Origin of the sequence: Umezawaea sp., assembly GCF_036375055.1 — a bacterium.
Classification (GTDB): Bacteria; Actinomycetota; Actinomycetes; order Mycobacteriales; family Pseudonocardiaceae; genus Umezawaea.
The window spans coordinates 1-22842 of record NZ_DASUSQ010000123.1 but is presented as its reverse complement, the minus strand read 5'-3'; the positions used below and the strand labels follow the sequence as shown (position 1 = coordinate 22842).

Sequence of the window (22842 nt, the reverse complement as noted above, 5' to 3'; positions counted from 1 at the left end):
ATGCCGGCCCCCGCGCCCGTCGTGCATCACAAGTGTGGTTCGAGCCACGCCACCAGGTGCGACTTCGGCTTCGCCCCCACCGCCCTGGCCACCAGTTCGCCGTCCTTGTACAGGTGCAGCGTGGGCGCGGCCATCACCGCGAGGTCCCGCGCGGTGCGCGGGTTGGCGTCGATGTCGAGCTTCGCGACGGTCAGCGCGCCCCCCTGTTCCGCCGCGATCTGCTCCAGCACCGGCTCGACCATCCGGCACGGCCCGCACCACACGGCGCTGAACTCGACCAGCACGGTCCCGGTGCCCACCACGTCGGCGAACGTCTCATCAGTCAGCGTCCTCAAGCTCGCTCCCACCACTCGTCGCGCACACAGGTGTGGAGAAGGGCACCCCGGCCAGCGCCAGCTGGTCCCGCAGCCGGTCGCGCACCGCCGTCATCCGGTCGATCAGGTCGTCGACCTCGGCGAGCTTGCGCCGGTAGACCGCGACCGACGCCGGGCACGAGTCGCCCGTCGGGTGCCCGTCCCTCAGGCACTCCACGAACGGCCGCGTCTCCTCCAGGGCGAACCCGATGCCGGTCAACGACCGGATCTCGGCGACCAGCCGCAGGTCGGAACGGTCGTAGGTCCGGTAGCCCCTGCCGTCCCGCCGAGCGGGCAGCAGGCCCTGCGCCTCGTAGTAGCGCAGGGCCCTGGTCGTCGTCCCGGCCAGCTCGGCCAGTTCCCCGATGCGCATGGCGACCTCCTCCGCGGGCGATGCTCCACCTTGACGCCGACGTCAAGGCAAGGGCGAGTGGCGAACACCCGTACCCTTGACAACCGTGCTCGTCCTCGCCATCGATACCGCCACACCCGCGGTCACCGCCGGTGTCGTCGACCTGACGGCTGATTCGCCGCCCCGACTGCTCGCCGAGCGGGTGACGCTCAACGCGAAGGCCCACGGCGAGCTGCTCACACCGCACCTCCAGGACGCCCTCGCGGAGGCGGGGAAGACGTTCGCCGACGTCGACGCGATCGTCGTCGGGGCGGGCCCCGGCCCGTTCACCGGCCTGCGGGTCGGCCTGGTCACGGCCGCCGCGCTCGGCCAGGCGCTCGGCCGCCCGGTGTACCCCGTGCCGACGCCGGACGCCGTCGCGCTCGCCGCGGCGACGGGCGAGCCGCTGCTGGTCGCCACCGACGCCCGGCGCAAGGAGGTCTACTGGGCCGTCTACGACGCCACCGGTCGCCGGGTCGAGGGGCCGGGGGTCGACCGGCCCGCCGACCTGGCCGACCGCGGCCTCGACGTGCGCGCGGCCGTGGGGGAGGGTGCCGCGCTCTACGCCGACGTCCTCGGCCTGCCGGTCGTCGCACCGCACCACCCGACCCCGCTGGCCCTCGTCGGGGTGGCCGCCGCCGAGCTGCTGGCGGGCGCCGAGCCCGGCCCGCTGACCCCGCTCTACCTGCGCAGGCCGGACGCCGTCGAGCCCGTCGGCCGCAAGAGGGTGACACGGGCATGAGCCGCGCCAGTCTGGTGTCGATCTCGCCGCTGCGCCGCGAGGACGTGCCGCGCTGCGTGGAGATCGAGCACGAGCTGTTCCCCGGCGACGACCCGTGGAGCGCGACCTCGTTCCTGTCCGAGATGGCGGTGGGCAACCACTACCTCGGCGCGTACCTGGCCGACGGCACGCTCATCGGCTACGGCGGACTCGCCGTCACGGGCCGCGCCCCGGACTTCGAGGCGAGCGTCCACACCCTCGCCGTCGACCTCGGCCACCAGCACCTCGGCATCGGCAAGCGCCTGCTCCGCGCCCTCCTGGAGCGCGCGGACGAGGTCCACGCGCCGGTGTTCCTGGAGGTCCGCACGGACAACGTGCCCGCCATCAGCCTCTACGTCGCGCACGGCTTCGAGAAGATCGGCCTGCGCCGCCGCTACTACATGCCATCCGGTGCCGACGCGTACACGATGGCCCGCCCCGCCGTTGTGAGGGAAAACCCGTGACCGACAGGCTCATCCTCGGCATCGAGAGCTCGTGCGACGAGACCGGTGTCGGCATCGTCCGCCTCAGCCCGAACGGCGAGGTGGAGCTGCTGTCGGACGAGGTCGCCTCCAGCGTCGAGCAGCACGCCAGGTTCGGCGGCGTCGTCCCCGAGGTCGCCAGCCGCGCCCACCTGGAGGCCATGGTCCCGACCATGCGCCGCTCGCTGGAGATCGCGGGCGTCGGCCTGTCCGACATCCACTCCATCGCCGTCACCGCCGGTCCCGGCCTCGCGGGCGCCCTGCTGGTCGGCGTCTCCGCCGCCAAGGCCTACGCCGCCGCGCTGGACAAGCCCCTCTACGGCGTCAACCACCTGGCGGGCCACGTCGCCGCCGACACGCTGGAGCACGGCCCGCTCCCCGAGCGCTGCCTCGCGCTGCTGGTCTCCGGCGGCCACTCCCAGCTCCTGCTGGTCGAGGGCCTCGCCCACAAGATCACCGAACTGGGCTCCACCGTCGACGACGCCGCGGGCGAGGCCTACGACAAGGTCGCCAGGCTGCTCGACCTCCCGTACCCCGGCGGCCCGCCGATCGACAAGCTCGCCAAGACGGGCAACGGCTGCGCCATCGCGTTCCCGCGCGGCCTCACCGGCCCCCGCGACGCCCGGTACGACTTCTCCTTCTCCGGCCTGAAGACCTCCGTGGCCCGCTGGGTCGAGAAGGCCGAGCGGGCGGGCGAGGAGATCCCGCTCGCCGACGTGGCCGCGTCGTTCCAGGAGGCCGTCGCCGACGTGCTGACCATGAAGGCCATCAGGGCCTGCAAGGACCTGGACGTCGACACGCTCGTCATCGCGGGCGGCGTCGCGGCGAACTCCCGCATCTCCGGTCTGGCCGCCGAGCGCTGCGCCGAGGCGGGCATCGACCTCCGCGTCCCGCGCCCGAAGCTGTGCGGCGACAACGGGGCGATGATCGCCGCCATCGGCGCCCACCTGGTGGCCGCGGGGGCCAAGCCGTCCCCGATCGACCTCTCCACCACCCCCGGCCTGCCCGTGAGCACGATCCAGGTGTGGTGAGGAGCCTGGTCCCGAGGCGTCCCGACCGCGAATCCACGCCCGCGCCGAACTGTCGGCCGCCCCTCCGTTGAGCGTTGGCACTCAAGTGGGTAGAGTGCTAATCACACGGCGCCAGTACCGCCCCGACCCCCGCGACGGCGGGGTGGCAGGTGCCGTAACCACCTGCCAACGCTTTCAATGACCGTGGAGGTCAGCCCGGTGAGCGTGAACATCAAGCCGCTCGAGGACAAGATCGTCGTCCAGGCCAGCGAGGCCGAGACCACGACCGCTTCCGGCCTCGTGATCCCGGACACCGCGAAGGAGAAGCCCCAGGAGGGCAAGGTCATCGCGGTCGGCCTGGGCCGAATCGACGACAAGGGCAACCGCGTCCCCGTGGACGTGGCTGTCGGCGACGTCGTCATCTACTCGAAGTACGGCGGCACCGAGGTCAAGTACAACGGCGAGGAGTACCTCATCCTCTCTGCCCGCGACGTGCTGGCCGTCATCAACTAGTCGTTCGGCTGACACGCAAGCGCCCCGGCGACCCCAGATCCGGGGCTACCGGGGCGTTTCGCACAAGAGAGGCTAGGCAATGCCCAAGCAGATCAGCTTCGACGAGGACGCTCGTCGGGCACTCGAGCGCGGCGTGAACAAGCTGGCCGACACGGTCAAGGTCACCCTTGGTCCGGCAGGCCGCCACGTCGTCCTCGACAAGAAGTTCGGTGGCCCGACGGTCACCAACGACGGTGTCACCATCGCTCGCGAGATCGAGCTGGAAGACGCCTTCGAGAACCTGGGCGCGCAGCTGGCGAAGGCCGTCGCGACCAAGACCAACGACGTCGCCGGTGACGGCACGACCACCGCCACGGTGCTCGCGCAGGCCATGGTGCGCGTCGGTCTCCGCAACGTCGCCGCGGGTGCGAACCCGACCGCGCTCGGCCTCGGCATCCAGGCCGCCGCCGACGCCGTCGTGGACGCGCTCAAGGCGAAGGCCACCCCGGTGAAGGGCCGCGACAACATCGCGCAGGTCGGCACCGTGTCCTCGCGCGACGAGTCCATCGGCGCCCTCCTCGGTGAGGCCATCGAGAAGGTCGGCGAGGACGGCGTGATCACCGTCGAGGAGTCCTCGACGATGCTCACCGAGCTCCAGATCACCGAGGGTGTCCAGTTCGACAAGGGCTACATCTCGGCGCACTTCGCCACGGACCTCGAGGCCCAGGAAGCGGTCTTCGAGGACGCCCTCATCCTGCTGCACCGCGAGAAGATCTCGGCCCTGGCCGACTTCCTGCCGCTGCTGGAGAAGGTCGCCGAGTCCGGCAAGTCCCTCGTCGTGATCGCCGAGGACGTCGAGGGCGAGGCGCTGTCCACCCTGGTGGTCAACGCCCTGCGCAAGACCCTCCGCGTCGTGGCCGTGAAGGCGCCGTTCTTCGGCGACCGCCGCAAGGCGTTCCTGGACGACCTCGCGGTCGTCACCGGCGGCCAGGTCATCGCCGCCGAGGTGGGCCTCAAGCTGTCCGAGGTCGGCCTCGACGTGCTGGGCTCCGCCCGTCGCATCGTGGTGTCCAAGGACAACACGACCATCGTCGACGGCGGTGGCTCGAAGGCCGACATCGCCGGTCGCGCGGAGCTGCTGCGCCGCGAGATCGAGGCGACCGACTCCGACTGGGACCGCGAGAAGCTCCAGGAGCGGCTCGCGAAGCTCTCCGGCGGCATCGCCGTGATCAAGGTCGGCGCCGCCACCGAGACCGAGCTCAAGGAGCGGAAGCACCGCATCGAGGACGCGGTCGCCGCCACCAAGGCAGCGGTCGAGGAGGGCATCGTGCCCGGCGGCGGTTCCGCCCTCGTGCACGCCGCCAAGGTGCTCGACGGCGGTCTGGACCGCACGGGCGACGAGGCGACCGGTGTCGCCATCGTCCGCGAGGCCCTGAGCTCGGCGCTGTTCTGGATCGCCACGAACGCGGGCCTCGAAGGCGCCGTCGTGGTGAACAAGGTCCGCGAAGGCGACTGGGGCTTCGGCTTCAACGCCGCCACGCTGGTCTACGGCGACCTGCTCGACTGGGGCATCATCGACCCGGTCAAGGTCACCCGCAGCGCGGTCACCAACGCCGCCTCGATCGCCCGCATGGTGCTCACCACGGAGAGCGCCATCGTGGAGAAGAAGGAGCCGGAGCCCGCTGCCGCGGGTGCGGGCCACGGCCACGGGCACGGCCACTAGTTCGACAGCTCGCGACGAGGGGCGGCACCAGATCCTGGTGCCGCCCCTTTCGCGTCCCCGCGCTCGGGCGCGGACGCGAAGGGCGGCCCCTCCGCGGAGGGACCGCCCGTCACGCACCACGACGACGGCAGGCACCCCGGTCAGTCGGCTCCCTCGACAAGCCGGCCGAACCCGAGGGTGAACCGCCCCCGGTCAGGTGGTCAGCGCCAACTGCCGCTTCCTCGATTTGATGATGCTGTCCCGCTCCGACTCAGACAAACCTCCCCAGATCCCGTACGGCTCCTGCACCGCCAGCGCGTGGCGCCTGCACATCTCCAGCACCGGACAGGCGAGGCACACCGCCTTGGCCCGTGCTTCCCTCCGGGCCCGTGCCGGGCCTCGCTCCCCGTCCGGGTGGAAGAAGAACGCGCTGTCCATTCCGCGACAAGACCCGGTCATCTGCCAGTCCCACACATCGGCGTTGGGTCCGGGGAGCCTTCGGGTGTCCGCCATGTCGAGACCGCCTCCTTGGCCCACTGCTGTGGACTGCTCCATTCGGCTTAATGTTGATCCACCGTAGAACCGCGCCAAAACTTGTTCAAGGGCTCTGGCACGAGAAAGCTCGTTATTCAACCGATGGGTGATCAGCTCGTGCTCGGGCGTTCACCCGCCGGAGTTGCCGCGAGGGCGTCGCAACCGGACGATGACCGCGTGACGACGCATCCGGAGCACCCGGCCGCCCCGGCGGGCGGTGGGCGGGAAACCGGCGCGGCGGAAGAGGATCCGGCCGCCCAACTCGTGCTGTCGGTGGCGGCCGTCGCCCGTCGGCTCGGTGTCGCGCCCGCCACCCTGCGCACGTGGGACCGCCGTTACGGGCTCGGACCCAGCGATCACACGACCGGGCGACACCGCCGGTACGCGCCGGGCGACATCGCCCGCCTGGAATTGATGCAGCGGGCACTGCTGCGGGGCGCGTCGTCGGCGGAGGCCGCGAAGTACGCGCTGGCGTCGAGGGTGCCCACGCCCCGGACCGCCCGGATCGTGGCGCCCGCACCGGTCCCGCTGCTCACCGGCGGCGAGGTCGGGGCGAGGGCGGGTGGGCGCGGGCTGCGGATGCCGGGGGCGAGCCGCCGGGCGCGCGGGCTCGGCCGGGCGGTCCTCGCGATGGACTCGGCCTCCGCGCAGCAGATCCTGGCCGACTCCCTCGGCGAGGACGGGGTGGTCGCGACGTGGGACGAGGTGGTCCGCCCGCTGATGGGCGCGATGGCCGCGCGGTGGGAGCACTCGGGCGCCGGGGTCGAGGTCTCGCACCTGCTGAACGAGTGCGTGCTGGCCGCGATGATCCGCGTGACGCCCGTGGTGACCACTCCCCGCAACCACCGCCCGGTGCTGCTGGCGTGCATGCCCGACGAGCGCCACAACATCCCGCTCTACCCGCTCGCGGCGGTCCTGTCGCAGCGCGGCGTGGGGATTCGTCAGCTCGGGGCGGCGCTGCCCGCGGAGGCGCTGCGGTCGGCCGTGCTCAGGGTCGCGCCCGCCGCCGTGGTGCTCTGGGCGCAGCTCCCGCGCTACGCCGATCCGGGGGCGCTCGCGGTGGTGCCGCGGACGAGGCAGCGGGTGCGCCTGTTCGTGGGCGGTCCCGGCTGGGAGCGCGGTGTCGTCCCCTCCACGGCCGAGCGGATCGATGACCTGGGCACGGCCGCCACCGCGGTCGAGCGGGCCGTCTGCTGATGACGTCGTCGGAACCCGGCACGATGTGACCGTGGAAGACCAGTTGAGACGTGCGGCGTTCGGCGACCGCCCGGAGACACCCGTCTGGAGCACCCTCGCGAACGGGTCGGCGCGGGAGCGCTGGCTGGCCGCGGTGGTGCTCGGCGGGCAGGGGCACTACGCGGCCGCGGCCACCGCCCTGGGCGCCCTGCTGCACGACCGGGACCGCCTGGTGGCCTCGCTGGCCGCCTCCACGCTGGCGTCGCACCGGCGCCAGCTGGGCGGCCACGCGGTCGCTCGGGGCCTCGACGCCCGCGCGCTGGCGACCGCCCCGGCCGGTGGCACCGCCGACCGGGACGGCGTCGACGGGGCGGGAGCGCGCGCCGACGCGCTGCTCGGGCTGGCGGCCGACGCCATCGGCGCAGGTAGGACGGGCGAGGCGCGGCGGCTGCTCGCCGAGGTCGAGCCGGGCTGCTGGCGGACCGCCGTGCGCCGGGGGTGGGTGGCCGCCGAGGTCGAGCTGGCCGAGGGGCGCGCGGAGGCGGCCGTCGCGCCCGCGGAGGCCGCCGCGGTGACCGCGCGTGAGGCCGGGGCGGTCCGCCACGCGCTCAAGTCGGACGTCGTCCTCGGGACCTCGTTGGTGGTGTGGGGGACCGTCGGGGGTGTCGCTCGCGGCGTTGAGCTACTAGAGTGTGACCTAAATCACATTACCAAACGAGACCTGTGGTCGTTGATCTGGCCGACGGCTCTGGTGCTCTCCGACCATGACCCATCTGCGGCGGGTAATCCTCCCGTACGGGCTACCGAGGCTCTGAGCTGCGTGTTACGCAGGGCTGACCCGATCGGTCGACGGCTGGCGCGGGACTCCCCCTGGGTGCCGACCGCGCTGCTCCGTTCCGGGGAACCCCCGAACGCAGACCCCCTGTCGAAGTTCTTGACGGATTAAGCACCGGATCGTGTCAAGGTTGGGCCTCCAGCGTCCGATAGGGGAGATGAAACGTCACTCGGCTGCAGGAAGGAGTCCCCGTGACTACGGTCCTTATTTGCGACGACCGGCGCAGCGTGCGGGAGGGCCTCACCCGTGTCATGTCGGCCGTCCCCGGGGTTAGTCGCATTGACTGCGTAGCGCACGGTGACGAGTTGTTGGCTCGCTTTTCACGGCAGCCAGTCGACGTCGTGCTGGTAGGTACCCAGCGCGCCGTCCCGACCGGTGTTGAAGCAACCCGGCGACTCGTCTCGGCCAACCCGCAGGCCAACGTCATCGTGTTCGGTGCCCCGGACGACGCGGGCAGCATCGCCGCCGCGATCGCGGGTGGCGCCCGTGGTTACCTCCGCTGGGACGCCTCGCGTCCCGAGCTGGTGGCCGCGCTGGCCCACACCCTCGCGAGCACGTCGGTGCCTGCACCCCGTCAGCCCTCGGACCCCGGCGTCCAGCTCACGGAGCGCGAGCTCCAGGTGCTGCGCGGCATGAGCCAGGGCAAGAGCAACGGTCAGATCGGGCGCGAGCTCTACCTGTCCGAGGACACCGTGAAGACCCACGCGCGGAGGCTGTTCCGCAAGCTGGGTGTCCGCGACCGCGCTCAGGCGGTCGCCCACGGCTTCCGCCGCGGCCTCGTGTCCTAGATCACGACCGCGGGTATCCTCATCCAGCCCGGCGCTTCGTCGCCGGGCTGGATTCGGTTTGTGCGGTGGCAGGTCAGAGGGGTCTCCGTGGCCCCTCCCGCCGCCGTTTGCCCACCTGGCCGGTACCGTGTGCGTCACTAGTACGAGTGACGTCGATCGTCTTGTGCTGTTCGTTGTCGAGACGCCAAGGCGTAACACCGGGGCTGCTGTCTGCGATGACCAACTTGGGGGACGGACTGGACGCCGAAGTAGGCGCGGCCGTCGAAGGTGACAGGGCCGCCATCGAGCGCCTGTTGGCTTCGATCCGTCCCCTGGTGGTGCGGTACTGCCGCGCCCGAGTCGGAAGGCAGGAGAGGTCTTTCGCTTCGGCGGACGACGTGGCCCAGGAGGTGTGTCTCGCGGTGTTGACGGCCTTGCCCAGCTACCGCGATCAAGGTCGGCCGTTCCTCGCGTTCGTGTACGGCATCGCCGCGCACAAGGTGGCCGACTCCCACAGGTCCTCGTCGAGGAACCGCTCCGAACCGGTGGCCGAGGTCCCGGACGGTCCCGAGACCGACGCCGGTCCGGAACAGCGGGCCATGCAGGGCGAACTCACCGGTCAGATGGCCCAGCTCCTGCGGGTGCTGCCCGAGAAGCAGCGGGAGATCCTGCTGCTGCGCGTGGTGGTCGGGCTGTCGGCCGAGGAGACCGCCGCCGCGGTCGGGTCGACCGCCGGAGCCGTCCGGGTGGCGCAGCACCGCGCGCTGTCCAGGCTCCGCAAGACGTTGGCAGCCGAGGAGGTGGTCTGAGTGGCCGACCAGCACGAGCACGAGAAGGACAACGGAGAAGTCGTGCGCGGACAGCAAGGGAGAGCACCTCTCCCCTCGGACGATCGGTCGACGGACACCGCCGACCAGTTCCCCGACGACCTGACGGGCATCCAGGCCGACGACGCGCTGCTCGACGCGCTGGGCGGCAAGGACCCCGACCGCGTCGGCGACCTGGTCCAGGACGACCTCAACGCGCTGCTGCTCGCGTGGCGGCACGACGTCGACAGCCAGGCCATCTCCGACCTGGTCGACACGGACACCGCCGTGGCCACGATCGCGGCCGCGCGGCCGAAGGCGCCGTCCCGGCACCGCTTCCTGATCCCGCTGGCCAGCGCGGCGGCCATCCTCGCCATCGCGTTCACCGGCGTCAGCCTGGTGGCCCGCGACGCGCACCCCGGCGACCCGCTGTGGGGCCTCACCCGCGTGCTGTACTCCGACCACGCGCAGTCGGTCGAGGCCGCCGTGGCCGTGAACACCGACCTGGAGGCCGCCCGCGCCGCACTGCGCGAGGGCAGGGTCAACGAGGCCAAGAACGCGCTGGAGAAGGCGGGCGTCGCCCTCCCGATGGTGTCGGCCGACGACGGTCACGTGGACCTGTCGCAGGAGCACACGAAGCTGCTGGACGAGCTGGTGAGCACCACGGCGACCACCGTGAACACGGGGACCACGCCGTCGGGCACCACGTCGGTGCCGGACCCCACCGGCACGTCGTCGAGCACGTCGCCCACGACGGAGCCGACCACGACGTCGGAGTCGCCGACCGCCTCGGCGTCCAACACGTCGGAGCCGACGACGAGCACGACCAGCGAGCCCGCTCCTCCGCCGCCCCCGCCCCCGCCGCCGCCGGACGACACCGATCCGACCGGCGAGGTCACTCCGCAGTCCGGCGACACCACGCCGACCTCGTAGCTCCCTCCGCAGGTGTGACGAAGCCCGCCCCGGTTTCCGGGGCGGGCTTCGTCACACCGTCAGCGGGCGTCCTCGGTGGCGGTGACGCCGTCGGCGTACCCGCGGCAGTACTCCCACGTCACGTACGACGCCGGGTCCGGGTCGTACGCGGGCTCGTGCGGGCGCATCCGGCCGTCGTTCAGGAGCTGTTCGAGGCTGGCCCGCAGCAGCGCCCAGTCGTGGAAGTGCGGCTCCTCGCACTCGCCGCAGTCCACGACGATCCCCCGCACACCACTGGGTTCCAGCAGGGCTTGGTACACCGCTAGGTCGCTGAGGTCACCCACGAGTTCGGCGCGTTCCTCGTCGCCCATCTCGGGGTGCTCGTGGTCTTCTTCTGGCTCGGCCATGGCCTTCGCGGGATCTTCCGGATCCTCGGCGAAGGGGTCTGGCGGCAAGGCGTCGTGCGGCACGACCCCGCACGGTACCGGGCGGAGGCCGGTGACCGCCCAGATACCATGACGTGAACGCCCCGGACCTGTCCGCAGGGACGAGAATCAGATGCTGCCCCCAAGCGGAACCCCGATCCGCTCGCGGTGGGTCCGCAGCACGACGGAAGGCTTGTCACCCGCTATGACCAGCGAGCTCAACGTTGACGGAGTCCCGAGCAAGTTCGCGATGCTGGGACTGACCTTCGATGACGTCCTGTTGCAGCCTGCGGAATCAGACGTCGTGCCCAGCAACGTCGACACCAGCACCAGGATCTCCCGCAACATCACGCTGCGCATCCCGCTGGCCTCCGCCGCGATGGACACCGTGACCGAGGCGCGCATGGCCATCTCGATGGCCCGCCAGGGCGGGATCGGCGTGCTGCACCGCAACCTGTCGATCGAGGACCAGGCCAGCCAGGCGGAGACGGTCAAGCGCTCCGAGGCAGGCATGGTGACCGATCCGGTGACCTGCACGCCAGAGGACACGATCGCGCACGTGGACGACCTGTGCGCCCGCTACCGGATCTCCGGCGTCCCCGTGACGGACCCGTCCGGCAAGCTCGTCGGCATCATCACCAACCGCGACATGCGCTTCGAGGTGGACCACAAGCGCAAGGTCAGCGAGGTCATGACGAAGGGCCCGCTGGTCACCGCGCAGGTCGGCGTGTCGGCCGAGGCCGCGCTGGGCCTGCTGCGCCGCCACAAGATCGAGAAGCTGCCCATCGTGGACGGCGACGGCAAGCTCCGCGGCCTGATCACGGTCAAGGACTTCGTCAAGACCGAGCAGTACCCGCTGGCCAGCAAGGACCCCGACGGCAGGCTGCTGTGCGCCGCCGCGGTGGGCGTCGGCGACGACGCGTTCGCGCGTTCGATGGCGCTGGCCGACGCGGGCATCGACGTCCTCATGGTCGACACCGCCCACGGCCACTCGCGCGGCGTGCTGGAGATGGTCGCGAAGCTCAAGAAGGAGCTGGGCGACACCGTCGACGTCGTCGGCGGCAACATCGCGACCCGGCTCGGCGCGCAGGCGCTGGTCGACGCGGGCGCGGACGGCGTGAAGGTCGGCGTCGGACCCGGTTCGATCTGCACGACCCGCGTGGTCGCGGGCGTCGGCGTCCCGCAGATCACCGCGATCCACGAGGCGTACCTCGCGTGCCGCCCGGCCGGTGTGCCGGTGATCGGCGACGGTGGCATCCAGTACTCCGGCGACATCGCCAAGGCCATCGCCGCGGGCGCCAGCGCCGTCATGGTCGGCAGCCTGGTCGCGGGCACGGCCGAGGCCCCCGGCGACCTGATCCTGGTCAACGGCAAGCAGTTCAAGACCTACCGCGGCATGGGTTCCCTCGCCGCGATGTCCGGTCGGGGCGACACCAAGTCGTACTCGAAGGACCGCTACTTCCAGGACGACGTGCTGTCCGAGGACAAGCTCGTGCCGGAGGGCATCGAGGGCCGCACGCCGTTCCGCGGTCCGCTCGCGCAGGTGGCGTACCAGCTCGTCGGCGGTCTCCGCATGGCGATGGGCTACACCGGTTCCCGCACGATCCCGGAGCTGCAGAACGCGCAGCTCGTGCGGATCACCGCGGCGGGCCTGAAGGAAAGCCACCCGCACGACATCACGATGACCGTCGAAGCCCCCAACTACACCACCCGCTGAGAGGATCAAAAGTGCGCGATCTGGTCGAGATCGGCATGGGCCGGACCGCGAGGCGGGCCTACGAGCTGGACGACATCGAGATCATCCCCTCTCGGCGGACTCGTTCGTCGAAGGACGTCTCGACGGCGTGGCAGATCGATGCCTACCGCTTCGACATCCCGCTCATCACCCACCCGACCGACGCCATCGTGTCGCCGGGCACGGCCGTGGCGGTCGGTGAGCTGGGCGGTCTCGGGGTGCTCAACGCGGAAGGCCTGTGGGCCCGGCACGCCAACGTCGAGGAGGCCCTGTTCCGCCTGGTCGAGGCGACCGAGGACACGGACGACCCCGGCGCGCCCGTCCGGGTGCTCCAGGAGCTGCACTCGGCTCCCGTCCGCATCGACCTGGTCGCGGCGGCCATCAAGGAGGTCCGCGACTCCGGTGTCACCGTCGCGGTCCGCGTCAGCCCCCAGCGCGCGGCCGAGCTGACCCCCGACCTGCTGGCCGCGGGTGTGGAGATCCTGGTCGTGCAGGGCACGATCATCTCCGCCGAGCACGTGCTGCGCGACGGCGAGCCGCTCAACCTCAAGTCGTTCATCGCCGACCTGGAGGTCCCGGTCATCGCGGGCGGTGTCGGTGACTACCGCACCGCCATGCACCTGATGCGCACGGGCGCGGCGGGCGTCATCGTCGGCTACGGCTACACGCCGGGCGTCACGACGACGGACTCCGTCCTCGGCATCGGCGTCCCGATGGCCACGGCCATCGCCGACGCCGCGGCCGCCCGCCGCGACTACCTGGACGAGACCGGTGGCCGGTACGTCCACGTCATCGCCGACGGCGGTGCCCAGACCAGCGGTGACATCGCGAAGTCCATCGCCTGCGGCGCGGACGCCGTGATGCTCGGCGAGCCGCTGGCCTCCGCCACCGAAGCGCCCGGCCAGGGCCTGTACTGGACGGCGGCGAGCGCCCACCCGTCCGTGCCGCGCAGCTTCGTCTCGCCCGGCGTCGACCAGGAGGTGGACCTCCGCACGCTGCTCTTCGGCCCGTCCGTCGACCCGCGCGGCGTCACCAACCTGTTCGGTTCGCTGCGCAGGGCGATGGCCAAGTCCGGCTACTCGGACCTGAAGGAGTTCCAGAAGGTCGGCCTCACGATCCGCGGCTGATCCACGCTCCACCACGATGGGCGCTTCCCACTGGGGGCGCCCATCGCTGCGTCCGCACGCCACCCGCCCGCTGCGCCGGGACGTTCGCACGCCACCTGCTCGCTGCGCCGGGACGTTCGCACGCCACCTGCCCGCTGCGCCGGGACGTCCGCACGCCACCTGCCCGCTGCGCCGGGACGTCCCCACGCCTCGCACGTCCCCGCGGACCGGCTCCTCTCCCCGGAGCCATCCCGCACCACTCACCCCGCACCACCGCGCCCCGCGGACCTCCGCCCTGCCGCACCCCGCGCCTTCGCACTCACGCCCTGCCGCCTCCGCGCCTCCGCCCTCCCCGAAACCCACCTCCCGACCGGGGGACCCGTGCCCCGGCCTGCTCAGCCGATCCGCCACACCCAGCCGCGGCTCCCGTTCGACGCCACCGGGTAGGTGGAGGCGACCGCCGTCGCGGCCTCGGCCACCTGCACCTCCACGGTCCCGCTGTACCGCGAGTGGGGCAGGATCGTGTCCGAGAGCCGCTCCTCCCGGTCTGTGCACGTGCCCGGCCGCGCCTCCTGCACGGACCCGTCGTCGGCGATGCCGTTGAGCGAGAACGGGTTGAAGATCGACGGTGCCGACCGGGCCCCCTCCTCGCTGAGGTCGCCGGTCGTCATCGAGACGTGCAGCAGCAGCGTCTTCCGCCCCGCGGCGTGGGGTGCGCCGTACTGGTGGCACTGCGGGTTGACCTCGATCTTGTCGACGCTGAACGTGATCGCGCACGTGTCCAGGTCGTTGGCGCAGTCGAAGCCCGCCACCTGGCCGACGTCCTTGGCGATGAACCCCTGCGGCGTGAGTTCGCGGGTCGTCGGTGTCGCGCTCGTCGCGACCGGACTCGGCGTCGGGTTCGTCGCCGGGCCGCCCGCGCTCCTGCTCGCGCCGCAGCCCGCGGTGGTCAGCGCCAGCCCGACGGTGACGACCGCGGTGGATCGGGCGGCGACGGGCGTGAGCCGGTGCATCGTCGGTCCTCCTGCGGGCTCGGCTGGCGAAGTGGTTCTCCCGTGTCCACATCGAGCGCCCGACGACACCGTTACCCACTTCACTCGTTGGAGTGAAATCACGATTCTCGTTCGCCCCCAACGCCTTTCCACCCCGGCAGGACTGTCAGACCCCGCCGGTGCCGTGCACGTCGGGGGGCCCTCACGGCAGGGGGACCACCGCGTCGCCGCGCCCGCTACCAGACCCGGCCCCCACCCCCGGCAGCCGATAGATGATCTTCCGACCCGTCTCCCTCGGTAGAGTGAAGCGGCGGGGACGTGGACCAAAAGCGAGGAAGGGCTACGTGGACAACCTGGTCGAGCTTGGACTGGCCGATGACGACGACACCGACGCCGCCGCGGCCGTCGAGGAGCCCGCGGACAGCCGTGCGGGCTTCGCGGGCTCGGTGGTCGTGCTGGTCGTCGCGGCCGTGGCGGGCGTCGCGCTGCTGGCCTGGCTGCTGCTCTTCTGGCTGGCCCCGCCGTTGATGGCGTGGCTGGAGGGCTACGGCCTCTGAACCGGTTCGGATCTAGGCGTTACCGGAAGTAACCCCTACTCTCGGGTACATGCGTGAACTCGCCGGTAACAACGTGGACTTCGACGTCGTCGTGGTCGGCTCGGGGTTCGGCGGCAGCGTCGCGGCGCTGCGGCTGACCGAGAAGGGCTACCGGGTCGCGGTCGTCGAGGCCGGGCGGCGGTTCGCCGACGACGAGTTCGCCGAAACGTCGTGGGACCTGCGCAAGTACCTGTGGGCGCCGAAGCTCGGCTGCTTCGGGATCCAGCGCATCCACCTGCTCCGCAACGTCATGGTGCTCGCGGGCGCGGGGGTCGGCGGCGGGTCGCTGGTGTACGCGAACACGCTGTACCGGCCGCTCAAGCCGTTCTTCGCCGACCGGCAGTGGGCGCACATCACCGACTGGGAGGCCGAGCTCTCGCCGTTCTACGACCAGGCGAGCCGGATGCTGGGCGTGGTCACGAACCCGACCACGACACCCGCCGACGTGGTGATGCGGCAGGTCGCGAGCGACATGGGCGTGGCCGACACCTACCGCCCGACCCCGGTCGGCGTGTACTTCGGCGAACCGGGCGAGAAGGCCGCCGACCCGTACTTCGGGGGCGTGGGACCGGAGCGCACGGGCTGCACGGAGTGCGGCGGCTGCATGTCGGGCTGCCGGGTCGGCGCGAAGAACACGCTGGTCAAGAACTACCTCTACCTGGCCGAGCGTGCGGGCGCGAAGGTCCTGCCGATGACCACCGTGACCGGTCTCGACCAGGTCGGCGACACGTGGGAGGTCCACACCCGGCGCACCGGGGCGACCCTGCGCCGGGGTGGGCGCACGATCACGGCGGGCCGGGTCGTGCTCGCCGCGGGCACGTGGGGCACCCAGCAGCTCCTGCACCGGCTGCGCGCCGACGGGACGCTGCCCGCCCTGTCGCCGAAGCTGGGGGAGCTGACCCGGACGAACTCGGAGTCGATCGTCGGAGCCGCCCGCCAGACCGTCGACCCGGACCGCGACTTCACCAGCGGCGTGGCGATCACGTCGTCGTTCCACCCGGACGCGATCACCCACATCGAGCCGTGCCGCTACGGCAAGGGCAGCAACGCGATGGGCCTGCTCCAGACGCTCGCCACGGACGGCGGGTCCAGCACGCCGCGCTTCCTCCAGTTCCTCGGCCAGGCCGTCCGCCACCCGCGCCGCCTGGTGCGGTTGCTGTCGGTGAAGCGGTGGAGCGAGCGGTCGCTGATCCTGCTGGTCATGCAGAGCCTCGACAACTCGATCACCACGTTCGCGAAGCGCGGCCTGTTCGGGCGGCACCGGCTCAGCTCCCGCCAGGGCCACGGCGAGCCGAACCCGACGTTCATCCCGGCGGGCCACCGCGCGAACGTGCTGACCGCCGAGCACATCGGCGGCGTCCCCGGCGGCACCTGGGGTGAGCTGGTCGGCATCCCGCTGACCGCGCACTTCATCGGCGGCTGCCCGATCGGCGAGGACGCCGAGCACGGCGTCATCGACCCGTACCACCGCGTGCACAACTACCCCGGCCTGTCCGTGGTCGACGGTGCCGCCATCTCGGCGAACCTGGGCGTCAACCCGTCGCTGACCATCACGGCCCAGGCAGAGCGCGCGTTCTCGCTGTGGCCCAACAAGGGCGAGGTCGACCAGCGTCCCGAGCAGGGTGCGGGCTACCGGCGGCTGGCGCCGGTCGCGCCGCACAACCCCGTCGTGCCCGCGTCCGCACCCGGTGCGCTGAGGTTGCCCGTCGTGGAGATCAGGACTCGCTAGCCTGGCCCCATGGGTTCGAAGCCGTTCGCGTCCAGCACCGACCTGGCGCCGAAGGTGGAGGAGTTCGTCACCCTCGCCGACGGCGTCCACGCGCTCACCGCCGAGGGCGACCCGAACGTCGGGGCGGTCGAGGCCGAGGACTTCCTCGTCTGCTTCGAGGCGAGGGCGACCCCGGCCGCCGCCCGGCTGTGGCTGGACCGGTTGCGGGAGCGCACCGACAAGCCCGTGCGCTACCTGGTGCTCAGCCACTACCACGCCGTTCGCACGCTGGGGGCGAGCGCGTTCGACGCGGACGTGGTCGTCGCCCACGAGCGCACCCGCGCGCTCATCGCCGAACGCGGGGAGCAGGACTGGGACAGCGAGCTGGGCCGCATGCCCAGGCTGTTCCTCGAACCGGACACGATCCCCGGCCTGACCTGGCCGACCATGACGTTCTCCGACCGCCTCACCATCCCGCTGGGCGGTGACCGGGGTGATCTGGAGCTGAGGTACCTCGGCCGCGGCCACACCGCGGGTGACGTCGTCGGGTGGCTCCCGCAGCAGCGGATCCTGTTCGCGGGTGACCTGGTCGAGTCGCGCGCGGCGCTCTACACCGGCGACGCGTTCCACGACGAGTGGGCGACGTCCACGCTGGACAACGTGGCCGCGCTGGGCGCCGAGGTGCTGGTGGGCGGCCGGGGCGCGGTGGCGCGCGGCAGGGCCGAGGTGGACGCGGCCATCGCGCAGAGCAGGCACTTCCTGGACGAGCTGCGGCGCACCGTGGGCACGGTCCACGGCCGGGGCGGCACCCCGCGGGAGGCGTTCGAGGCGGCGCGCGCCGCGCTCGCGCCGCGCTTCGGCGGCTGGCCGATCTTCGAGCACTGCCTCCCGTTCGACGTGCAGCGCTACTGGGACGAGTGCGACGGCGTCGACTGGCCGAAGATCTGGACGGCCCGACGTGATCGCGAGGTCTGGGCGGCCCTCCAGTGACCCCGGTGGTCGTGGTCGGCGCGGGCCCGGTGGGCCTCACGGCGGCGCTGCTGCTGGCCAGGGCGGGCGTGCCGAGCGTGGTCCTGGAGGCGGCCGACGAGCGCGCCGCGGTGGGCAGCCGGTCGATCTGCGTGCAGCGCGACGTCCTGGACGTCCTCGAACGCGTGGGCGTCGGGCGGGCGGTGGTGGCGGCCGGTGTCACCTGGTACCGCGGTCGCACGTTCCACCGCGGCGAGGAGGTGCTCACCACCGAGTTCCCCGAGTCGGTGGACGACGACTTCCCGCCGTTCGTGAACACCCCGCAGACCGTGGTCGAGGAGCTGCTGGAACGGCGGGTCCGCGAGTCGCCGCTGGTGGACCTGCGCTGCGGGTCGGCGGTGACGGGGCTGGTGCAGGACGAGCACGGCGTCCACGTGTCCACCGCGACCGGGACCGTCGACGGGACCCACTGCGTGGCGGCGGACGGCGCCCGTTCCACCGTGCGGCACCTGCTCGGCATCAGCTTCGACGGCTGCTCGTTCGACGACCGGTTCCTCATCGCCGACATCGCGGTCGACCTGCACGACGGTCCGCCGGAGCGGCACTTCCACTTCGACCCGCCGTGGAACCCCGGCCGCCAGGTCCTGCTGCACCCGCAGCCCGGCGGGGTCTGGCGGGTCGACTGGCAGGTGGCCGAGGGGGTCGAGCTGACCGAGGACCACGTGCGGGCGGTCGTCGGCGACCGGCCGTTCGAGGTCGTCTGGCACTCCACGTACCGCTTCCACCAGCGCAGGGCGGGCACGCTGCTGCGGGGCCGGGTCCTGCTGGCGGGCGACGCGGCCCACGTCATGAGCCCGTTCGGCGCGCGCGGCCTCAACTCCGGGATCTGCGACGCCGACAACGCGGCGTGGAAGATCGCCTTCGACCGCGCGGGCCAGGCGGGGCCCCGGCTGCTGGCCTCCTACGACCTGGAACGCGGTGCGGCGGCGGACGAGAACCTCCGCGTGACCGGCGAGACGATGCGCTTCCTGGTCCCGAGGACGCCGGAGGAGCGCGCTCGCCGCGAGACCGCGCTGGCCACGCGCCGGAACATCGACTCGGGCAGGCTCTTCACGCCGTTCGCCTACGCCGGGTCGCCGCTGACCACACCGGGCTGCGACGGGGGGCTCCAGCCGAACAGCCGCTGGTGCGGGCCGGACTTCTCCGCCCTGCCGGACGGCACGCTGCTCCGCCCGGACGGCCACCGGGCCGCCCGGACCGGCACCCCGGCGGCGCACCGGCGCGCCACCGGCTGGCCCTGACGCCGGGCTAGAGCTGGATGCCCGTCAGCACCATGGTCCGCTCCTCGGTGAAGTCCTCCATCGCCGACCGCACCCCCTCGCGCCCGGTCCCGGAGCCCTTCACCCCTCCGTAGGGCATCTGGTCCGCCCGGTAGGAGGGCACGTCGCCGATGATGACGCCACCGACCTCCAGTTCGGCCGCGGCGTCGAAGGCCACCTTCACGTCACGGGTGAAGACGCCTGCCTGCAACCCGTACTCGGTCGCGTTGGCCGAGGCGAAGGCCTCCTCGACCCCGTCCACCACGGACACCGCCAGCACCGGCCCGAACACCTCCTGGTGCCACAGCGACGCCTCGGCGGGCACGCCCTCGACCACGGTGGGTTCGACGGAGGTCCCGCTCCGCCCGCCGCCGACGTGCAGCTTCGCCCCGAGCGAGACGGCCTCGTCGATCCACTCCTGCACCCGCTCGGCGTTGGCCTCGTCGATCAGGGGCCCGACCTCGACCTCGGGGTCGTGCGGGTCGCCGGTCTTCAACGCCGCCACGGCCGCCACCAGCCGGGGCACGAAGTCGTCGGCCACGGCCCGGTCCACGATCACCCGCTGCACGGCGATGCAGGACTGCCCGCCCTGGTAGTTCCCGAACAGCGCGATCCGCGCGGCCGCGTGGTCCAGGTCGTCCCAGTCGGCGCAGACGATCGCCGCGCTGTTGCTGCCCAGCTCCATCACCACGTGCTTGCGGGGCGCGGAGTCCATCAGCGACCACCCGACCCCGGTGGACCCGGTGAACGAGATGACCGGCAGCCGGGGGTCCTTCACCAGCGACTCCATGTCGCCGCCCGCGACGGGCAGCACCGAGAACACGCCGTCCGGCAGGTCCGTCTCGGCCAGCAGCTCGCCCAGCAGCAGCGCCGACAGCGGGGTGGCGGAGGCGGGCTTGACGATCACCGGGGCGCCGACGGCCAGCGCGGGCGCGACCTTGTGCGCGACCAGGTTCAGCGGGAAGTTGAACGGCGCCACCGCCAGGACGGGCCCGCGGGGCACCCGGCGGACCAGGGCCATCCGGCCCGCGCCGTTCGCGTCGGTGTCCAGCCGCTGGAGCTCCCCACCGCCGCGCCTCGCCTCCTCGGCGGCGAACTTGAACACGCTGACCGCGCGCCGGACCTCGATCTCGGCCCACTTCAGCGGCTTGCCGTTCTCGGCGGTGATCGTCTCGGCGATCTCCTCGATCCGCTCGGCCAGCGCCTTCGACACGTGCTCCAGCGCGGCGGCGCGGACGTGCGCGGGCGTGCGCCGGAACTCCTTCGCCACGGCGGCGGCCGCGGCGACGGCCCGCTCGACCTGCTCGGGACCGGGCACGGCGACCGTCGCCACCTCCGTCCCGTCGTACGGGTGGTGCACGGTGATCTCCCGCACGCCCTGTTCGGGGCGGCCGGCGATCCAGCAGGGCCGGGGTTGAGGAGTGATCGCGTCCATGGGTCAACGGTATGCCAGCGCGGCCAGACCGGCGCGCACGTGCTCCGCGTGCGAGAGGTAGTGCTCGTCGTGCCGCTCCACCCGCTGCACGTGGAACGCCGGGTCCTCCCTGATGGTCCGCACCATGTGCGCCAACCGTTCCAGGACCTGTTCGGCCAGCCCGTCGCTGGGGCAGCCGTACTCCGCGCAGAACAGCTCGGCCCGGCGCCACCGGGAGGCGGGTGTGCCCCACTCGGGTGAGAACGGCGCCAGGCAGTAGACCGCGTAGGCGACGTCCCACCACCGCGGCGCGGGGTGGGCGGTGTCCCAGTCGATCACGCCGACGGGTTCCCCGGAGGAGAACACGACGTTGTACGGCGCCAGGTCGCCGTGGCAGACGACCTCGGCGGGCTCGCGCGGCGGGAACTGCCAGCCCGACGTGCCCACCAGGTCGACCGAGGCGTCGTGCAGCCGCCGCACCATCCGCGCGTAGGCGACCAGCGTCGCGTCGCCCCTCAGCGCCTCGGGCAGCGGCGGGTGGCCAACCTCACCCGGCAGGTACGACAGGACCTCGCGCCCGGCCGGGTCGACGCCGTGCACCTCCGGCACGAACCCCACCGGGGCCAAGCGCCGCAACAGCTCGTGCACCCGCGGGGTCCACGGACCGGTGGGCCGCCGCACCGTGCCGCCCACCCTGACGACCTCGTTCAGACCACCGCCGGTCAGGAGTTCCTCGTCCACGTCTGACATCCTTGCGCGGTGTCCGAAACCAGCAACCGGCCGGTACTCGTCGTCGACTTCGGGGCGCAGTACGCGCAGTTGATCGCCCGTCGAGTGCGCGAGGCCCAGGTCTACTCCGAGGTCGTGCCGCACACCGCGAGCGTGGCGGAACTGCTCGAACGCGACCCGCTCGCGATCGTCCTGTCCGGCGGCCCCTCCAGCATCTACGAGGAGGGTGCTCCGCAGGTCGACCCGACGCTGTTCGACGCTGGCGTGCCCGTGTTCGGCATCTGCTACGGCTTCCAGGCGATGGCCGTGGCGCTGGGCGGCACCGCCGAGCACACCGGCACCCGCGAGTACGGCCGCACCGAGCTGGGCGTGACCGAGGGCGGCGGCAGGCTGCACGACGACCTGCCCGGCCACCACCCGGTGTGGATGAGCCACGGCGACTGCGTGACCAAGGCGCCCGAGGGCTTCACCGTCACGGCCACCAGCGACGGCGCCCCCGTCGCCGCGTTCGAGGACACGACCCGCCGGTTCGCGGGCGTCCAGTACCACCCGGAGGTCGGCCACTCGCCGCACGGCCAGGAGGTGCTGCGCCGGTTCCTGCACGAGATCGCGGGCGTGAAGCCGCAGTGGACGACCTCGTCGATCGTGGACGAGCAGGTCGAGCGGATCCGCGAGCAGATCGGCGACGGCAAGGCCATCTGCGGCCTGTCCGGCGGCGTGGACTCGGCGGTCGCGGCGGCGATGGTGCAGCGCGCCATCGGTGACCGGCTGACCTGCGTGTTCGTCGACCACGGTCTGCTGCGCGCGGGCGAGCGCACCCAGGTGGAGCGCGACTTCGTGGCGGCGACCGGCGTGAAGCTGGTGACCGTCGACGAGCGCGAGCGGTTCCTGGAGGCGCTGGCGGGCGTCACGGAACCCGAGCAGAAGCGCAAGGTCATCGGCCGCGAGTTCATCCGCGCGTTCGAGCAGGCGGCGCGGGACCTCCAGGCCGACGGCGAGTACGACTTCCTGGTGCAGGGCACGCTCTACCCGGACGTCGTGGAGTCCGGCGGCGGCACCGGCGCGGCGAACATCAAGAGCCACCACAACGTCGGCGGCCTGCCGGACGACCTCCAGTTCAAGCTCGTGGAGCCGTTGCGCGCGCTGTTCAAGGACGAGGTCCGCCGGGTCGGCACGGAGCTGGGCCTGCCCGAGGTCATCGTGCAGCGCCAGCCGTTCCCCGGCCCCGGCCTGGGCATCCGGATCGTGGGCGGCGAGGTCACGAAGGAGCGGCTCGAGATCCTGCGCGACGCCGACTTCATCCTCCAGGACGAGATCCGCAAGGCCGGCCTCTACCGCGAGCTCTGGCAGTCCTTCTGCGTCCTGCCAGACATCCGCACCGTCGGCGTCCAGGGCGACGAGCGCACCTACGGCTACGTCGTGGCGATCCGGGCGGTGACCTCCGACGACGCGATGACCGCGGACTGGGCCCGCCTGCCCTACGACCTGCTCGAGCAGATCGCGTCGCGGATGATCGGCGAGATCCGCGAGGTCAACCGCGTCGTGCTGGACATCACGTCCAAGCCGCCCGGCACGATCGAGTGGGAGTAGCCACGCCGTAGGATCGCGTCGTGCCCGAGGGGTCGGACG

Annotated in this window: 24 protein-coding genes; 17 read left to right on the top strand and 7 right to left on the bottom strand. The window is 72.2% G+C overall.

The window, feature by feature from the left end:
* Window positions 1-26: 26 nt before the first annotated feature.
* Both VFZ92_RS30545 and VFZ92_RS30540 read right to left on the bottom strand, forming a co-directional pair.
* A complete protein-coding gene (locus tag VFZ92_RS30545) occupies window positions 27-335 on the bottom strand; it encodes a thioredoxin family protein (protein ID WP_330879536.1) in 309 nt (102 codons plus the stop codon).
* Window positions 319-726, bottom strand: coding sequence for a MerR family transcriptional regulator (locus VFZ92_RS30540; protein ID WP_330879535.1), 408 nt, complete (start codon window positions 724-726; stop codon window positions 319-321). Before VFZ92_RS30540 ends, VFZ92_RS30545 begins: the two co-directional genes overlap by 17 nt.
* Before the next feature lie 85 nt (window positions 727-811).
* Between VFZ92_RS30540 and tsaB the strand changes: the two genes are divergently transcribed.
* The 5 genes from tsaB to groL all read left to right on the top strand — a co-directional run bounded on the left by tsaB (window position 812) and on the right by groL (window position 5211).
* The gene (gene tsaB / locus VFZ92_RS30535) at window positions 812-1486 is read left to right on the top strand and encodes a tRNA (adenosine(37)-N6)-threonylcarbamoyltransferase complex dimerization subunit type 1 TsaB (protein WP_330879534.1); all 675 of its coding nucleotides are present in this window, start codon (window positions 812-814) and stop codon (window positions 1484-1486) included.
* A complete protein-coding gene (gene rimI / locus VFZ92_RS30530) occupies window positions 1483-1968 on the top strand; it encodes a ribosomal protein S18-alanine N-acetyltransferase (protein WP_414720063.1) in 486 nt (161 codons plus the stop codon). Before tsaB ends, rimI begins: the two co-directional genes overlap by 4 nt.
* Window positions 1965-3017: a tRNA (adenosine(37)-N6)-threonylcarbamoyltransferase complex transferase subunit TsaD gene (gene tsaD / locus VFZ92_RS30525; RefSeq protein WP_330879533.1), complete on the top strand. Its 1053-nt coding sequence runs from the start codon at window positions 1965-1967 to the stop codon at window positions 3015-3017. Before rimI ends, tsaD begins: the two co-directional genes overlap by 4 nt.
* A 177-nt stretch (window positions 3018-3194) precedes the next feature.
* Window positions 3195-3509 (top strand): co-chaperone GroES, encoded by a 315-nt coding sequence (groES, locus tag VFZ92_RS30520; protein WP_245886307.1) that lies wholly within the window; start codon window positions 3195-3197, stop codon window positions 3507-3509.
* A gap of 79 nt (window positions 3510-3588) precedes the next feature.
* Window positions 3589-5211: a chaperonin GroEL gene (groL, locus tag VFZ92_RS30515; protein ID WP_330879532.1), complete on the top strand. Its 1623-nt coding sequence runs from the start codon at window positions 3589-3591 to the stop codon at window positions 5209-5211.
* 192 nt (window positions 5212-5403) lie between these two features.
* Here groL and VFZ92_RS30510 read toward each other — a convergent pair whose 3' ends face one another.
* Window positions 5404-5703, bottom strand: a complete 300-nt coding sequence (locus VFZ92_RS30510; protein ID WP_330879531.1) for a WhiB family transcriptional regulator — start codon at window positions 5701-5703, stop codon at window positions 5404-5406.
* Between the two features lie 198 nt (window positions 5704-5901).
* On the opposite strand from VFZ92_RS30510, the gene VFZ92_RS30505 reads away from it, so the two are divergent.
* The 5 genes from VFZ92_RS30505 to VFZ92_RS30485 all read left to right on the top strand — a co-directional run bounded on the left by VFZ92_RS30505 (window position 5902) and on the right by VFZ92_RS30485 (window position 10241).
* Complete coding sequence (locus VFZ92_RS30505; protein ID WP_330879530.1) at window positions 5902-6921, top strand: MerR family transcriptional regulator; 1020 nt, start codon at window positions 5902-5904, stop codon at window positions 6919-6921.
* Between the two features lie 31 nt (window positions 6922-6952).
* Window positions 6953-7846 carry a hypothetical protein gene (locus VFZ92_RS30500; protein WP_330879529.1) on the top strand — a complete coding sequence of 298 codons (894 nt, stop codon included), beginning with the start codon at window positions 6953-6955 and terminating at the stop codon, window positions 7844-7846.
* An 80-nt stretch (window positions 7847-7926) separates the two neighbouring features.
* Window positions 7927-8523 (top strand): response regulator transcription factor, encoded by a 597-nt coding sequence (locus VFZ92_RS30495; RefSeq protein WP_015805222.1) that lies wholly within the window; start codon window positions 7927-7929, stop codon window positions 8521-8523.
* 215 nt (window positions 8524-8738) lie between these two features.
* On the top strand, window positions 8739-9311 hold the full coding sequence (locus VFZ92_RS30490; RefSeq protein ID WP_330879528.1) for a sigma-70 family RNA polymerase sigma factor: 573 nt from the start codon (window positions 8739-8741) through the stop codon (window positions 9309-9311).
* Complete coding sequence (locus tag VFZ92_RS30485; RefSeq protein WP_330879527.1) at window positions 9312-10241, top strand: anti-sigma-D factor RsdA; 930 nt, start codon at window positions 9312-9314, stop codon at window positions 10239-10241.
* A 59-nt stretch (window positions 10242-10300) separates the two neighbouring features.
* Here the strand turns inward: VFZ92_RS30485 and VFZ92_RS30480 are convergent, their stop codons facing one another.
* On the bottom strand, window positions 10301-10690 hold the full coding sequence (locus VFZ92_RS30480; RefSeq protein WP_330879526.1) for a DUF5319 domain-containing protein: 390 nt from the start codon (window positions 10688-10690) through the stop codon (window positions 10301-10303).
* 160 nt (window positions 10691-10850) lie between these two features.
* Between VFZ92_RS30480 and guaB the strand changes: the two genes are divergently transcribed.
* Together guaB and VFZ92_RS30470 are read left to right on the top strand one after the other, a co-directional pair.
* Entirely contained in the window at window positions 10851-12362 is a 1512-nt protein-coding gene (guaB, locus tag VFZ92_RS30475) for an IMP dehydrogenase (protein ID WP_330879525.1), read from the top strand.
* An 11-nt stretch (window positions 12363-12373) separates the two neighbouring features.
* On the top strand, window positions 12374-13507 hold the full coding sequence (locus tag VFZ92_RS30470; RefSeq protein WP_330879524.1) for a GuaB3 family IMP dehydrogenase-related protein: 1134 nt from the start codon (window positions 12374-12376) through the stop codon (window positions 13505-13507).
* Between the two features lie 374 nt (window positions 13508-13881).
* On the opposite strand, the gene VFZ92_RS30465 is transcribed toward VFZ92_RS30470, so the two are convergent.
* A complete protein-coding gene (locus VFZ92_RS30465) occupies window positions 13882-14499 on the bottom strand; it encodes a hypothetical protein (RefSeq protein WP_330879523.1) in 618 nt (205 codons plus the stop codon).
* 323 nt (window positions 14500-14822) lie between these two features.
* On the opposite strand from VFZ92_RS30465, the gene VFZ92_RS30460 reads away from it, so the two are divergent.
* From VFZ92_RS30460 to VFZ92_RS30445, 4 genes are read left to right on the top strand one after another with little or no spacing between them, the layout of a single operon-like run.
* Complete coding sequence (locus tag VFZ92_RS30460; RefSeq protein WP_330879522.1) at window positions 14823-15035, top strand: hypothetical protein; 213 nt, start codon at window positions 14823-14825, stop codon at window positions 15033-15035.
* 49 nt (window positions 15036-15084) lie between these two features.
* Window positions 15085-16803: a GMC family oxidoreductase gene (locus VFZ92_RS30455; protein ID WP_330879521.1), complete on the top strand. Its 1719-nt coding sequence runs from the start codon at window positions 15085-15087 to the stop codon at window positions 16801-16803.
* Window positions 16804-16812: 9 nt separating this feature from the next.
* Window positions 16813-17772: an MBL fold metallo-hydrolase gene (locus VFZ92_RS30450; RefSeq protein ID WP_330879520.1), complete on the top strand. Its 960-nt coding sequence runs from the start codon at window positions 16813-16815 to the stop codon at window positions 17770-17772.
* Complete coding sequence (locus VFZ92_RS30445; RefSeq protein ID WP_330879519.1) at window positions 17769-19052, top strand: FAD-dependent monooxygenase; 1284 nt, start codon at window positions 17769-17771, stop codon at window positions 19050-19052. The genes VFZ92_RS30450 and VFZ92_RS30445 overlap by 4 nt, the downstream gene beginning before the upstream one ends.
* 7 nt (window positions 19053-19059) lie before the next feature.
* Here the strand turns inward: VFZ92_RS30445 and VFZ92_RS30440 are convergent, their stop codons facing one another.
* Window positions 19060-20505, bottom strand: coding sequence for an aldehyde dehydrogenase family protein (locus VFZ92_RS30440; RefSeq protein ID WP_330879518.1), 1446 nt, complete (start codon window positions 20503-20505; stop codon window positions 19060-19062).
* Window positions 20506-20508: 3 nt separating this feature from the next.
* Window positions 20509-21225, bottom strand: coding sequence for an aminoglycoside phosphotransferase family protein (locus tag VFZ92_RS30435; RefSeq protein WP_330879517.1), 717 nt, complete (start codon window positions 21223-21225; stop codon window positions 20509-20511).
* Between the two features lie 18 nt (window positions 21226-21243).
* On the opposite strand from VFZ92_RS30435, the gene guaA reads away from it, so the two are divergent.
* Window positions 21244-22803, top strand: coding sequence for a glutamine-hydrolyzing GMP synthase (gene guaA, locus VFZ92_RS30430; RefSeq protein ID WP_330879516.1), 1560 nt, complete (start codon window positions 21244-21246; stop codon window positions 22801-22803).
* The last annotated feature ends 39 nt before the right edge of the window (window positions 22804-22842 follow it).

Bases quoted from the DNA above. Each gene is read 5' to 3' on its own strand.
- VFZ92_RS30440 (WP_330879518.1), bottom strand. From the start codon at position 20,505: ATGGACGCGATCACTCCTCAACCCCGGCCCTGCTGGATCGCCGGCCGC.
- guaB (WP_330879525.1), top strand. From the start codon at position 10,851: ATGACCAGCGAGCTCAACGTTGACGGAGTCCCGAGCAAGTTCGCGATG.
- VFZ92_RS30465 (WP_330879523.1), bottom strand. From the start codon at position 14,499: ATGCACCGGCTCACGCCCGTCGCCGCCCGATCCACCGCGGTCGTCACC.
- VFZ92_RS30540 (WP_330879535.1), bottom strand. From the start codon at position 726: ATGCGCATCGGGGAACTGGCCGAGCTGGCCGGGACGACGACCAGGGCC.
- VFZ92_RS30450 (WP_330879520.1), top strand. From the start codon at position 16,813: ATGGGTTCGAAGCCGTTCGCGTCCAGCACCGACCTGGCGCCGAAGGTG.
- VFZ92_RS30510 (WP_330879531.1), bottom strand. From the start codon at position 5,703: ATGGCGGACACCCGAAGGCTCCCCGGACCCAACGCCGATGTGTGGGAC.
- rimI (WP_414720063.1), top strand. From the start codon at position 1,483: ATGAGCCGCGCCAGTCTGGTGTCGATCTCGCCGCTGCGCCGCGAGGAC.
- VFZ92_RS30455 (WP_330879521.1), top strand. From the start codon at position 15,085: ATGCGTGAACTCGCCGGTAACAACGTGGACTTCGACGTCGTCGTGGTC.
- groL (WP_330879532.1), top strand. From the start codon at position 3,589: ATGCCCAAGCAGATCAGCTTCGACGAGGACGCTCGTCGGGCACTCGAG.
- groES (WP_245886307.1), top strand. From the start codon at position 3,195: ATGACCGTGGAGGTCAGCCCGGTGAGCGTGAACATCAAGCCGCTCGAG.
- VFZ92_RS30490 (WP_330879528.1), top strand. From the start codon at position 8,739: ATGACCAACTTGGGGGACGGACTGGACGCCGAAGTAGGCGCGGCCGTC.